At 65.1% G+C, this 12272-nt stretch carries 12 protein-coding genes; 7 read left to right on the top strand and 5 right to left on the bottom strand.

What is annotated here, in order from left to right; translation table 11 throughout:
- Positions 1–8: 8 nt before the first annotated feature.
- Both BRADO_RS27530 and napE read right to left on the bottom strand, forming a co-directional pair.
- Positions 9–329 carry a chaperone NapD gene (locus tag BRADO_RS27530; protein WP_012029475.1) on the bottom strand — a complete coding sequence of 107 codons (321 nt, stop codon included), beginning with the start codon at positions 327–329 and terminating at the stop codon, positions 9–11.
- Between the two features lie 17 nt (positions 330–346).
- Positions 347–532 carry a periplasmic nitrate reductase, NapE protein gene (gene napE, locus BRADO_RS27525; RefSeq protein ID WP_012029474.1) on the bottom strand — a complete coding sequence of 62 codons (186 nt, stop codon included), beginning with the start codon at positions 530–532 and terminating at the stop codon, positions 347–349.
- A 389-nt stretch (positions 533–921) separates the two neighbouring features.
- Here napE and BRADO_RS27520 point away from each other — a divergent pair, with 389 nt between their 5' ends.
- The 6 genes from BRADO_RS27520 (at position 922) to BRADO_RS35525 (ending at position 5574) form a co-directional block, all read left to right on the top strand.
- Positions 922–1878, top strand: a complete 957-nt coding sequence (locus tag BRADO_RS27520) for an aliphatic sulfonate ABC transporter substrate-binding protein (protein ID WP_041757019.1) — start codon at positions 922–924, stop codon at positions 1876–1878.
- A 34-nt stretch (positions 1879–1912) separates the two neighbouring features.
- Positions 1913–3088 (top strand): FMNH2-dependent alkanesulfonate monooxygenase, encoded by a 1176-nt coding sequence (ssuD, locus tag BRADO_RS27515; RefSeq protein ID WP_041757017.1) that lies wholly within the window; start codon positions 1913–1915, stop codon positions 3086–3088.
- Entirely contained in the window at positions 3085–3891 is an 807-nt protein-coding gene (gene ssuC, locus BRADO_RS27510; RefSeq protein ID WP_012029471.1) for an aliphatic sulfonate ABC transporter permease SsuC, read from the top strand. The genes ssuD and ssuC overlap by 4 nt, the downstream gene beginning before the upstream one ends.
- A gap of 10 nt (positions 3892–3901) precedes the next feature.
- Complete coding sequence (locus BRADO_RS27505) at positions 3902–4762, top strand: ATP-binding cassette domain-containing protein (RefSeq protein ID WP_012029470.1); 861 nt, start codon at positions 3902–3904, stop codon at positions 4760–4762.
- A 14-nt stretch (positions 4763–4776) separates the two neighbouring features.
- Positions 4777–5352, top strand: a complete 576-nt coding sequence (locus tag BRADO_RS27500) for a flavin reductase family protein (protein WP_012029469.1) — start codon at positions 4777–4779, stop codon at positions 5350–5352.
- Between the two features lie 66 nt (positions 5353–5418).
- A complete protein-coding gene (locus BRADO_RS35525) occupies positions 5419–5574 on the top strand; it encodes a hypothetical protein (RefSeq protein ID WP_012029468.1) in 156 nt (51 codons plus the stop codon).
- Between the two features lie 144 nt (positions 5575–5718).
- Here the strand turns inward: BRADO_RS35525 and BRADO_RS27490 are convergent, their stop codons facing one another.
- Positions 5719–5985, bottom strand: a complete 267-nt coding sequence (locus BRADO_RS27490) for a hypothetical protein (RefSeq protein ID WP_041757015.1) — start codon at positions 5983–5985, stop codon at positions 5719–5721.
- 58 nt (positions 5986–6043) lie between these two features.
- Positions 6044–8275 (bottom strand): caspase family protein, encoded by a 2232-nt coding sequence (locus BRADO_RS27485; RefSeq protein WP_041757013.1) that lies wholly within the window; start codon positions 8273–8275, stop codon positions 6044–6046.
- A 438-nt stretch (positions 8276–8713) separates the two neighbouring features.
- Between BRADO_RS27485 and BRADO_RS27480 the strand changes: the two genes are divergently transcribed.
- Positions 8714–10669, top strand: coding sequence for an autotransporter domain-containing protein (locus BRADO_RS27480; protein WP_041757011.1), 1956 nt, complete (start codon positions 8714–8716; stop codon positions 10667–10669).
- Between the two features lie 213 nt (positions 10670–10882).
- Here BRADO_RS27480 and BRADO_RS27475 read toward each other — a convergent pair whose 3' ends face one another.
- Positions 10883–12256, bottom strand: coding sequence for a sigma-54-dependent Fis family transcriptional regulator (locus BRADO_RS27475; protein ID WP_012029465.1), 1374 nt, complete (start codon positions 12254–12256; stop codon positions 10883–10885).
- Between the last annotated feature and the right edge of the window lie 16 nt (positions 12257–12272).

Genomic DNA, 12272 nt, shown 5'->3' with positions numbered 1-12272 from the left:
TCGGTTGATTAGCCGGCGTCGATGGCGTGGAAGACGAGGCAGGCGGAGTGCACGTGCGGCAGCAGCCCGATGCGGTTCATGGTGGCGCCGAGCGCGCCGGCATCGGGCGCATCGACGACGACGATCAGCTTGCCGCGCGCATCGCGGGCGTGGATCTCGCAGCCGTCGAGCGCCGCGATGTCATTTGCGACGCGGTCGAGCTGATCGGGGCGGGTCTGCACGATGATGCTGGCGATCTCACCGGCGGGCGGCGTGACCACAGGCTCGGCGGTCAGCACGCGGCCGGTGATCAGCGCGCGGCGGTCGAGCGGAGTGCGGTGGGAGAGCATGGACGTTGTCCTTCCGGTCAGTGCGCGGCGGGCGGGCCGGGAGGACCGGCCATCATCTGGTAGACCCACACCGCGAGGCCATAGGAGCCGACGGTCGCGACGGCGAGCGTGGGCATGATCACGGCGGTGAGAAACAGGAAGGCAAAAATTTCCATGCGTCTGCGACGCGCGCGCGCGTTCGCATCGCTGGCGACGAGCGACATGAGAGAATTCTCTGCTATGTGAGCGGGGGGAGGGTGTGCGGCATCCGGGCCGCGCCTGTTGCTACGCTAGCGAACCCAGCGGAACTGGCGTTGACGTGGATCAAGGCGGCGATTGCGCGCCTGCTTGCCGGTCGGCCGCGCCGGATTCGTCCGCCATCGCGCTGCGAGCATGGTTGATGGGGCGTGAAGATGCGTGATTGCGTCGCGGTGCTTTGGAGAAATTCTCGCTGCGTTCCGCCGTCGGATTGAAACAAACATCCCCTGTTCGTGCGTCCTCACAGCATCGACATCGCTATTTTTCCGGAGTCCTCGACAGCCGTTTGGCTCGCCACCATCATTGCCTCTCGCATTGCATCAACGTGGATGCACAGTCTTGATTGGAGAGGGCAATGAAGCGTCGTGATTTTCTGAAACTGTCTCTGGCATCGGCCGCGGTGATCAGCTGCGCGGCGCCGCTGCATGCCGAGGGCAAGCCGAAGGAGATCCGCATCGGCACCCAGAAGGGTGGCTTCTTCCCGGCGGTCAGAGCCCGCGGGACCATCGAGAACGCGTTCAAGGCCGATGGCATCAGCGTCGTCTGGGTCGACTTCCAGTTCGGGCCGCCGCTGCTCGAGGCGATCAACGTCGGCAGCGTCGATTTCGGCTATGTCGGCGACGCCCCGCCGATCTTCGCGCAGGCCGCCAATGCCAAGATCCGCTACGCCGCCGCCGTCAAGCAGAACGGCAGCACGCAGGCGATCATCGTGCCGAAGGACTCGCCGATCAAGACGCTGGCCGATCTCAAGGGCAAGCGTATCGCGTTCGGCAAGGGCTCAAGCGCGCATAATCTTCTGGTCGCGGCGCTCGAGAAAGCCGGCATCGCCTGGAGCGACATCACGCCGGCGCCGCTCGCGCCCGCCGATGCAACCGCGGCCTTCGTCAAGGGCTCGGTCGACGCCTGGTCGATCTGGGATCCGTATCTCGCGCTCGCCGAGATCAAGGAGAACGCGCGCGCGATCGTGTTCGACAAGGACGTGCACAAGCCGAACTCGTTCTACATTGTCGGCAGCGACTTCGTGGAAAAGTACCCGGCCATCGTCGCGAGGCTGAACGCGGCCTTCGCCGCCGAGGGCGTGTGGGCCAACGATCACCATGAGGAGGTCGCCAAGGCGCAGGCCGAAGCGACCGGCGTCGATATCGAAGCCGTCAAGCGCTTCGTCGACCGCTCGGTCTACAGCGTCGTGCCGATCGACGACGAAATCATCAAGAGCCAGCAGGCGGTCGCCGATCGTTTCGCCCGCGTCGGGCTCATTCCGAAACAAGTCAATGTCGCCGACATCGTGTGGAAGTGGACGCCGTCCACCTGATCCCGGTCGCGACCTCAATTCGAAAGTGAACGACATGAGTAACGCTTCGAAGCCCAATGTGCTGTGGTTCCTGCCGACCCATGGGGATGGCCGCTATCTCGGCACCTCCGAAGGCGGCCGCGAGGTCAACTTCAACTATCTCCGCCAGATCGCGCAGGCTGCCGATCAACTCGGCTATTACGGCGTGCTGCTGCCCACGGGGCGGAGCTGCGAGGACTCCTGGATCGTGGCGTCTGCCGTGGCGCCGTTCACCGAAAAGCTCCGCTATCTGGTGGCGGTGCGTCCGGGCCTGCAATCGCCGAGCGTGGCCGCGCGCATGACGGCGACGCTTGACCGTGTCAGCAACGGCCGGCTGCTGGTCAATGTCGTCACCGGCGGCGATCCCGTGGAGAACAAGGGCGACGGCATCTTCCTGTCGCATGAGGAGCGCTACGAGGTCACCCGCGAGTTCCTCACCGTCTACAACAAGCTGCTCGAAGGCGAGGCCGTCAATTTCGCCGGCAAGCACATCACGGTCGAGGACGGCCGGCTGCTGTTCCCGCCGGTGCAGTCGCCGCGCCCGCCGCTGTTCTTCGGCGGCTCCTCCGATGCCGGCATCGACGTCGCCGTCGACACGGTCGAGAAATATCTCACCTGGGGCGAGCCGCCGGCCGATGTCGCCGCCAAGGTCGCCAAGGTGAAGGCGGTCGCCGACAAGCGCGGCCGCAAGCTGTCGTTCGGCATCCGGCTCCATGTCATCGTGCGCGAAACCAATGAGGAGGCGTGGGCCGCGGCCGACGACCTCATCAAGCACGTCACCGACGAGACCATCGCCTCGGCGCAGAAGATCTTCGCGCGGATGGATTCGGTCGGGCAGCAGCGCATGTCGCAGCTGCACGGCGGCCGCCGCGACAAGCTCGAGATCAGCCCGAACCTGTGGGCCGGCGTCGGCTTGGTGCGTGGCGGCGCGGGCACGGCGCTGGTCGGCGATCCCGATACGGTCGCGGCGCGCATTCGCGAATATCAGGACATCGGCATCGATACGTTCATCCTCTCCGGCTATCCGCATCTCGAGGAGGCCTATCGCTTCGCCGAGCTGGTGTTCCCGAAGCTCGGCCTGAATGTCGCGGAGCAGGGCGGCAACGTCACCAAGCTCCGCGCCAATACGGGTCCGTTTGGCGAGACCATCGCCAATGAGCATCGTCCCCTGCAGCGGGCCTCGCAGTCATGAGCTTGATCGAAAGCCTTCCCAAGGTCCGCAAGCTGGCGGTGCCCAAGGCGGATGGATTTCTGCCCTGGCTCGTGCCGCTTGCGATCATCCTGATCTGGCAGGCAGCCTCCGTCGCCGGTCTCGTGTCGCCGCGCGTGCTGCCGGCGCCGAGCGACGTCGCGCGCGCCGGCTGGAAGCTGCTGTGGTCGGGCGAGCTCGGCCGCAACATCTGGGTCAGCTTCTGGCGCGCCTCGATCGGCTTCGTGATCGGCGGCGGCATCGGCTTCGCCTTCGGTCTCGCCAATGGCCTGTCGCAGCTGTCGTCCAAGCTCACCGACACCACGCTGCAGATGATCCGCAACGTGCCGCATCTGGCGCTGATCCCGCTGGTCATCCTGTGGTTCGGCATCGACGAGAGCGCAAAGCTGTTTCTCGTCGCACTCGGCGTGTTCTTCCCGGTTTATCTCAACACGCTGCACGGGATTCGCACCGTCGATCCGCAACTCATTGAAATGGGCCGCGTCTACGGCATGACGGACGGCGAGCTGTTCCGCCGCGTGATCTTCCCCGGCGCGCTGCCGTCGATCTTCGTCGGCCTGCGCTTCGCGCTCGGCATCATGTGGCTCACCTTGATTGTTGCCGAGACGATCGCGGCGTCATCCGGCCTCGGCTACATGGCGATGCAGGCGCGCGAGTTCATGCAGATCGACGTCGTCGTGCTCTCCATCCTGATCTACGCCCTGCTGGGCAAGGTCGCCGACAGCGCCTCGCGGCTGTTGGAGCGGCTGACGCTGTCCTGGCATCCGGCGTTCAGCAAGCATTGAGGTTACGTAAATGCAGCAAGTGCTCCGACTTCCCGTGTCCAGCGCCGAGGCGATCGACGGCTCCGACGTGGTCGGGCATGCTGAGGCCTTCCGCCCTCAGAGGAAGCCCAGCGTGAGCCCGGCGACATCCAAGACGCGCGGCCTGCCGCTGGTGATCCGCGATCTCCGCAAGGCGTTCGGCGACAACGAGGTGCTGCGCGGCATCGACCTGGAGATCCCGGCCGGCCAGTTCGTCGCCATCGTCGGCCAGAGCGGCTGCGGCAAGAGCACGCTGCTGCGGCTGATCGCAGGCCTGGACAAGCCCACCTCCGGCACGATCAGCTTCGGCGAGACGGAGGCGCGGCCCGAGGACGTCCGCGTCATGTTCCAGGAGCCGCGGCTGCTGCCGTGGGCGCGCGTCTTGTCCAATGTCGAGGTCGGCCTCGGCCGCGATCGCAAATCGGCCGCCGCGCATGAGCGCGCACGCCAGGCGCTGGAGGAGGTCGGCCTCGCCGAGAAGCGCGACCAATGGCCTGCCGTGTTGTCCGGCGGTCAGAAGCAGCGCGTGGCGCTCGCTCGCGCCCTGGTCAGCGGGCCGCGCCTGCTCGCCTTCGACGAGCCGCTCGGCGCGCTCGACGCGCTGACCCGCATCGCGATGCAGCGGCTGCTGGAGCGGGTCTGGGCCGACCAAACCTTCACCGCAATCCTGGTCACCCATGACGTGGCGGAAGCCGTCGCCCTTGCTGATCGGGTCCTGGTGATCGAGGAGGGCCGGATCGCCGAGGACATTACGGTCGATCTGCCGCGCCCGCGACAGCGCGGCTCTGCCGAGCTGGCGGCGCTCGAAGGCTCGATCCTGGGCCAGTTGCTTGGACCGGGCCCGGCGGGTTAGGAAAGATCAACGCAATGAACTCCATCGTCCGCCACATGCCTGATGCCACGGCGCTGCCGCCGGATTTCCGCTCTGCGATGCGCCAGCTGGTCGGTGGCGTCAGCGTCATTACCGTCGGACGGGGCGACGAGATCACCGGCATGACCGTGAGCTCGCTGTCCTCGCTCGCGGTGGATCCGCCCTCGATCATCGTCAGCCTCAATCGCAATGCCTCGTCCTGGCCGATCCTGCAGCGGGAGCGCGTGTTCGGCGCCAATCTGCTGGCCGCCGACCAGATCGGCGTGGCCGAGCGGTTCGCCGGTAAAGGCGGCCTGCGCGGCGCGGAACGTTTTGCCGGCGCCGAATGGCGCAAACAGGTCACCGGCGTGCCGCTGCTGGTCGGTGCGCTGGCGACGCTCGACTGCGAGGTCGAGGAGATCATCGAGCGGCATTCCCATGCCATCGTCATCGGCAAGGTGGTCCATGTCGCGGTGGCGCCGCAGTCGGCTGCCCTGGCGTATTGGCATGGCAGCTATGTCACCGTCGATCGCGACGACGATCTCGGCCGGCTGGCGGCGCTGAGCGTGCCCGATCCCCGGCTGACGACCTGACCGGACGCGCTGGCGTCCGGGCGACGGACGCCGTAAAAGCCGCCGTCGGCGTCAGCGGCGGAATTCATGAAACGGATCGGAACCTGGGCTCTCTACGTGGTCGGCACGGTCGCGATGCTTTACCTCGCGCTCTACGCCTACGCCATGTTCACGCAGCGCGAGTTCACGCCCGGCGATCCGATCCACATCTTCCGCAATCCCGAGGCGCCGAGCTTTTCATAGGGCTACCGCGCTTGGTCGACGCCAAGGCGGCGCGCCCACGCCGCGCATGACGGGTTGCGTCGGGATCGACGGCCATCTGCCAAAATTGCAAACCGCTGAAACTCCGGGCTGCGCAGTCAGGAGATGGGGACCTTGTGGCCCGCTTCAGAACCCGATGCCGATCAGCTGCAGGAATGGCACGCTGCGTTCAAGGTTGTCGCATTTCGGGTGCTCAGCCACGGCCGCGATCCGAGCCGTCGCATGGTTTCGCCTGATCGCGCGTCGCTCGACCTGGAGGCCGTGGTGCTGCTGTAATGAGGATGCCGAGAAGAATCTGTCGATGAACTGGGAAGCATCCGCCCGACCTGTGGTCAGGAAGATCGCTTCAGCCGCCGTGACCGCAGCAAGCGCGACTGAACGGATGCGGGCCATGTTCTGATCCTTCCCTCGATACTGATTCGGTGACCCGAGTTGCCGGACCGGAAAACCATCAGAATCCGACGCCGATGATCGTGCTGTGAGCGCCGCCGCCACTCACGATGCTCGGACGCGCGACCGCCTGCTGCCGGGCGCGGGGAGTATCGATGTCGGATCTGGCGCGGCGAGCGGGCTCTCGCCCGGCTTCGCGATTGGCCTGCTTGCGTCGCGGCTTGTCCTCATCGTCCTCCTTGCGCGAGGTCGGAGCTGCCGAAACCGGCTTCTCGGTCGCGACACAGACGTCGCCCTTCAACGTCTCGTCGCTCTTGCACTGGATGGGACAGACCCGTGTCGCGTGTTTGCCGAGTTCGCCGACCAGATCCTGCGTCACACTGACCTTGTCCGCTTCGAACGGCTGCCCGCCAAGCGCAAGATAACGGTTGAGCGCGGCTTTGGTCGAATCTGTCAGCTTGCCATCCGGCTTCGCAGTCAAGCAGCCGAGCCTGATCAATTCGATCTGGGCGGCCGTCACAAGCTGGGGCGAATTCGGCTGCGCCGCGGCCCGCTTTGCGGCTTCCGCGTTGAACCGATCAACCGCAGCGATGATCAGCGGTCCCAGCCGTTCACAGGTGACGGCTTTGGAGAACGACTTGAGGTCGTCGATGCCGGACCCCGCGCTCCCCTTGGCGATGATCACATCGAGCTGGGCCTGCTGGTCCTTGCAGGCTGCTTCCTTGGCGGCCGCGAGGTCGGCCACCCTGCGCGCCTCCTCGGCTTCCTTCGCTTGCTTGTCGGCGGCTGCCTTTGCGGCAGCTGCGGCGGCCGCGGCACGATCGCGTTCGGCTTGCTCGGCCTGCTGCCTGGCCAGCTGGGCCTTGCGCTCGGCCTCGGCGGCCTTGGCCAGCCGATCAGCTTCGGCCGCCGCTGCGCGCCGCTCATCATCGATCCGCTTTTTCTCGGCTGCTGCAGCCGCCGCTGCTGCCTTTGCCTGCTCGGCCGCCTCCGCTATGCGCGCCCGGCGCTCGTCTTCCTCGCGCTTTTTCTGAGCGGCCAATTGCGCCTGTTCGGCCTCCGCTTTGCGCTTGGCGTCCTCTACCGCCTGCCGCGCGGCCTCGCGCGCGGCGCGCGCCGCCTCCTCGCGCTCCTCGATCGCTCGTTTCAGGACGTCAATGCGCTGCTGCGCAGTGATAGCGAGCGGTGCGTCCGGAAAGCGCTTGATGAAGCGCTGCAGCACGGGGATGTCGACGCTATCCTTGATCTTGTCCCACTCGATCCGGTCCTTCGTCGGCGGTGCGTCGCGGGTCTCTGGCGATGCCGGTGGTATGGCCGCGACTTGGATATTGGCCTGCGGCTGGCTGTTCATTGCATCCAGCTGCGCGCGCGCCAGGTCAGCATAGAATCCCGTCGGGTGGGTCGCCAAAAATACCTCCCAGGCTCGCTTGGTGCTGATCTTCTGGACCAGTTCGTAGTCCGCCTTGACGTCACTGACCGGGGCTTCCTGTGGTATCGCCGGCGCCGGGACCAGCGAGATCGTACCGCCGCCGAGCGCGCCATAAACATATGGCTCCTGCCGATTGCCGGTCGACCTCAGGACTTCGTCCCTGACGCGCCCGAAGGCCAGCCGCACGTCGAGACCAGGCACCGTCAGATTCTTGAGGATCGAGAGCGTGAAGGGACTGTGCTCGCCGTCGCCATCATCGGCCGTGGAGCCGGCCTTGGCCGCATACGCGATGAGCGTATCCGTCAGCGTCGGCTCGACCTTGCCAAGGCCGCCGCCGACCGCACGGGTCGTCGTGCTCCGTCGCTCCCTCCGCATCGTACTGACGAAGGGGTTGTCGCGACAGGCATCGAGGATGACCAGGCGCAGCCGCTTGGCTCCATCGGCCGAGGAGACCAGGCGTTCGAGCGGGATCGCCTCGTCGTCTGCGTCGCGGTCTGAAGCCAATCGCGCGTCCACCGGAATGAGATAGTTGAGGCCGCCGATCTCGAGGCCATGACCGGCATAGTAGACGACCACAATATCCGCCTGGTCGGCGGTGGCTTCGAATTTGCGGATCGCACGCTTGAACTCGAGGTTGCCGACGTTGATGAGCGTGTCCACCGTTTCGAAGCCGGCGTCCCGAAACATCTTTGCGATCGAATTCGCATCGCGGGCGGGGTTCGCCAATTGCGGTACCGACTGGTAGCTCGAGTTACCTATCACGAGCGCCACGCGACGCTCGGCAAGGGCGCGGTCGGGTGCCAGGACTGCCAAGAAAAGAGTCCCGACAATCGTCGCCACCATCGCGGTCAGCTGCCGGATCATCAAGCATTCCGTTGCGGGAAGACTTCACCAACCGAACCATTCGGCAAGAGTTGCGGCAACTCACCTGGCCCGATCCCAGAGACGCTACAGATGTTATCGCCGGGGGCGCCTTCCTGCAATGTGTGACACGATGCGTGCAGAAGGTATTAAATTACGCGTGTCATCTGTACGCTAGAGTTATCTGTTACCGTCGGATAAGTTGTTAGTCCGATTAAATGCACAATCGTGCGGAGCGAGCAGCAGGCCGGTCGAAGCGCTGTTCACGTCAGATGGTATTCGAACGCCGCGATTGCGTTCGAAATGTTGCTGAACAGAGACATCCGGTGGAATTAACAACTCATACCGCCACAAAGTTGAGCGGACAATATTCCTTGCTCGATGCGGGCCCGATAATCTTTGCGTAACTTTTTTCGATTCCGTTCTTTGGGGCAGATTGCAATGCGCGCTTTCGGGAAATGGGGTGGTGTTTTTGGCTTCGCGTTCACCGCGGCCATGATCACGGGAGTATCCACCGCTTCCGCGCAAAACTGCGGCGCAACGACGCAGACCGGTGCAACGATCAACAACATCGGCACGCTCGCCGTGCCGACGAGCTCCGCCAGCGCATCGATCTCGGCGGCGATCGGCAACGTCAACACCGCCTTCCTGACTCAGCAAGGCAGCGCCTTTGTGTCGGCTCCGGCGAACCCGGCTCCCGATCAGCCCGGCGGCGGTGTCTGGGCCCGGGGCGTCGGCGGTCAAGTGAACATCAGTTCGTCGTCACAATCGGCGGGTACCTCGACGCAGGGCGGCGCGGTCTTCAACACCACCTCCACCAACTGCTCCAACGTGCAGAAGGAAAATTTTGCGGGCGTGCAGCTGGGGACCGACATCGCGCGGCTGAACTGGAGCGGCTGGAACGTCCATCTCGGCACGACAGCCGGCTATCTCGGTGCGAAGACCACCGACAATGCCGGTTTCAGCAACAATTTCGAGGTGCCGTTCTTTGGCGCCTATGTGGTTGCCACCAAGGGTCGCTTCTTCGCTGACCTCATGATCCGGCAGGAATACTACAATATCAACGTGAACAACGCCGGCTTCGCGTTCGCGAATCAACCGATTGCCGCCCACGGTTACTCGATCTCGGCGTCGACCGGCTATAATGTCGATCTCGGTAATGACTGGTTCATCGAACCGTCCGCGGGCTTCATCTATTCGAAAACCTCCGTAGACAGCTTCACGGCACCTGGCGTTGGCGGGCCGAACTTTACTCAGATCGCAGGCATCGTCCGGACGAACGATGTCGAGAGCGAGATGGGGCGTCTGAGTCTGCGCGGCGGAAGGACGATCGCGACCTCCAGTGTGGTCTGGCAGCCGTTCGCGTCGGTCAGCGTCTTCCACGAGTTCGCCGGTAACGTGACGTCGAACTACACGTCCTTGAACGGCATCTTCCCGGCTCCGGGTGGAGCCCCATTCACCTACAATCAGGCGACGACGACCACGCGTGTAGGCACCTATGGCCAGTACTCTGTCGGTGTGGCCGGCCAGATCGTCAACACGGGATGGCTTGGTTTCGTTCGCGTCGACTACCGCAATGGATCGAGAATCGACGGCTGGTCCGGCAATGCCGGCGTTCGCTATCAATTCTCACCGGAAACGATTGCTGCCGCAATCATGCCGACCAAGGCCGCCGTCAAGGCTCTGCCGGTCGCCATGACATCGACCAATTGGACCGGTTTCTATGTCGGCGGCTTCTTCGGCGGCTCGGCGGGGCGCACCGACGTGCGGTTCGGCGACCCCGCCACCAACAGCACTCGGCCCTGGACGAGCGGCGTCTTCGGTGGCGGCCAAGTTGGATATAATTATCAATTTGCCGGCAGCTGGGTGTTCGGTGTCGAAGGTGATATCGGCGCTGCCAATATTCACGGTGCGCGGACCGTCGGCAACCAGGCGTTCGGCGCCGGTCTGACCTCGGCCTATTTCGTGGCTGAGGACAAGACCAACTGGGTCGCCAGCGCGACCGCCCGGCTTGGTTATGGTTTGGGACGCACGCTGTGGTACGTGAAGGGTGGTGCTGCGTTCGAGGATGGTCGCACGACCGCCACCTGCTACAATCCGAACGGCGTCGCCATCGGGAGCGTCTGCAACAACGCGGCCGGCGTCGTTTTCGCGAGCGGCACAGGGTTCGGAATCTCCAACACCCGGGTCGGCTGGACGATCGGCTACGGAACCGAATTCGATCTTGGCCGGAACTGGTCGGCAAAGGCCGAGTACGACTATCTGTCGTTCGGACGTTATCGCGCCCTTTCATCCGATGGCACGACGACCCTCTCGGCCAAGGCCGATAGCATCAGCCAGGTCAAGATCGGCCTCAACTACCGCTTTGCTCCCCAAACCGTGGTGGCCAAGTACTGAGGCGGCCAACCGGGGTCGGATCGCCGGCCCCGAGCTCTCGCCGACAGGAACCCTCGCAACTGGGCCGCGACACGCGGCAGCTCATTGGAGGGCGCCATCGGCGAAAAGCCTTTCTCGTCGGTTCAACTCACGCGTTTCGCCGTCTGGCAAATGGCAACGGCGCGCCGACACCGGCGCGCGCCGAGTTGAGTCGGAGCAACCAATTCTCGCTGTTCAGACAGAACTCGGCATCCGCTCGCCGGCGCCAGGTGGCGGGATCGGCACGCCGCCGTCGGCGTATTCGTTGAGCTTGTTGCGCAACGTGCGGATCGAGATGCCCAGAATGTTGGCCGCATGTGTCCGGTTGCCCAGGCAGTGCTTCAAGGTTTCCAGGATCAGGTCGCGCTCGACGTCGGCGACGGTGCGGCCGACGAGGGCGCGCGTGACCTGCTCCGCCGCCATCGTAGCATGAGCCACGGCCGGCTGGGTCTTGCCGATGTCGAGGCGGGCGCCGTCGGGAGTGAGGATCGCGTCGGGCCCGATCTCGTCGCCCTGCGCCATCAGCACCGCGCGATGCATGGTGTTCTCGAGCTCGCGCACATTGCCCGGCCAGCGGTTGGTCGTAAGAATACGCTTGGCCTCCGCCGAGATCGGTCGCAGCGGCACGGCGTTAGCCTCGGAATATTTGCGCGCGAAATGCTGCGCCAGCTCGAGGATGTCAGCGGGACGCTCGCGCAGGGGAGGGATCTTCAGGTTGACGACGTTGAGGCGGAACAGCAGGTCCTCGCGGAACGTGCCTTCGCGCACGGCATCGGCAAGGTTGCGGTTCGAGGTCGCGATGATGCGGATGTCGACCGCGACGGGGCGGGTGCCGCCGACGCGATCGATCACGCGCTCCTGGATCGCGCGCAGCAGCTTGGACTGCAGCCGCACGTCCATCTCGGAGATTTCGTCGAGCAGCAGCGTGCCGCCATTGGCCTCCTCGAACTTGCCGATGCGGCGCGCGACGGCGCCGGTGAAGGCGCCCTTCTCGTGGCCGAACAGCTCGGACTCCAGCAGATGCTCGGGGATCGCGGCGCAGTTGATCGAGATGAACGGGCGCTTGGCGCGGGCCGAGCGGGTGTGGACGTAGCGCGCCAGCACCTCCTTGCCCGTGCCGGACTCGCCGGTGATCATCACCGAGGCGTCGGAGCCCGCGATCTGCTGGGCGAGCTTGATCACCTTGGCCATCGCGTCGTCGCGATAGACGAGGTCGCGGCTGTCGTTGGCGACGGCGGCGAGAACCGCGGCGATCAGCTCGGGGTCGGGCGGCAGCGGGATGTATTCCTTGGCGCCGGCATGGATCGCGGCGACCGCGGCGCGGGCATCGCTGGTGATGCCGCAGGCCACGATCGGCACATGGATGTGCTCGGCATCGAGCCGCATCACCAGGTCGCGGATGTCGAGCGCGACGTCGACGAGCAGGAGGTCGGCGCCCTTGCCGCCGCGCAGCACGCGCATCGCCTGCTCGTTGTCCTCGGCATGGGTGACGGTCGCGCCATTTTCCATGGCGATCTTGGTGGCCGCGGTGAGCTGGCCCTTCAGCGTTCCGACGATGAGAAGCCGCATGGTGGTCTCCTATACG

The sequence above is a fragment of the Bradyrhizobium sp. ORS 278 genome, from assembly GCF_000026145.1.
GTDB lineage: Bacteria > Pseudomonadota > Alphaproteobacteria > Rhizobiales > Xanthobacteraceae > Bradyrhizobium.
Note: the sequence above shows the minus strand (reverse complement) of the source record. Positions and strands in the feature narration are given on the sequence as shown.

Bases quoted from the DNA above. Each gene is read 5' to 3' on its own strand.
- BRADO_RS27480 (WP_041757011.1), top strand. From the start codon at position 8,714: ATGCGCGCTTTCGGGAAATGGGGTGGTGTTTTTGGCTTCGCGTTCACC.
- BRADO_RS27485 (WP_041757013.1), bottom strand. From the start codon at position 8,275: ATGATCCGGCAGCTGACCGCGATGGTGGCGACGATTGTCGGGACTCTT.
- BRADO_RS35525 (WP_012029468.1), top strand. From the start codon at position 5,419: ATGAAACGGATCGGAACCTGGGCTCTCTACGTGGTCGGCACGGTCGCG.
- ssuD (WP_041757017.1), top strand. From the start codon at position 1,913: ATGAGTAACGCTTCGAAGCCCAATGTGCTGTGGTTCCTGCCGACCCAT.
- BRADO_RS27500 (WP_012029469.1), top strand. From the start codon at position 4,777: ATGAACTCCATCGTCCGCCACATGCCTGATGCCACGGCGCTGCCGCCG.
- napE (WP_012029474.1), bottom strand. From the start codon at position 532: ATGTCGCTCGTCGCCAGCGATGCGAACGCGCGCGCGCGTCGCAGACGC.
- BRADO_RS27520 (WP_041757019.1), top strand. From the start codon at position 922: ATGAAGCGTCGTGATTTTCTGAAACTGTCTCTGGCATCGGCCGCGGTG.
- BRADO_RS27505 (WP_012029470.1), top strand. From the start codon at position 3,902: ATGCAGCAAGTGCTCCGACTTCCCGTGTCCAGCGCCGAGGCGATCGAC.
- ssuC (WP_012029471.1), top strand. From the start codon at position 3,085: ATGAGCTTGATCGAAAGCCTTCCCAAGGTCCGCAAGCTGGCGGTGCCC.
- BRADO_RS27475 (WP_012029465.1), bottom strand. From the start codon at position 12,256: ATGCGGCTTCTCATCGTCGGAACGCTGAAGGGCCAGCTCACCGCGGCC.
- BRADO_RS27490 (WP_041757015.1), bottom strand. From the start codon at position 5,985: ATGGCCCGCATCCGTTCAGTCGCGCTTGCTGCGGTCACGGCGGCTGAA.
- BRADO_RS27530 (WP_012029475.1), bottom strand. From the start codon at position 329: ATGCTCTCCCACCGCACTCCGCTCGACCGCCGCGCGCTGATCACCGGC.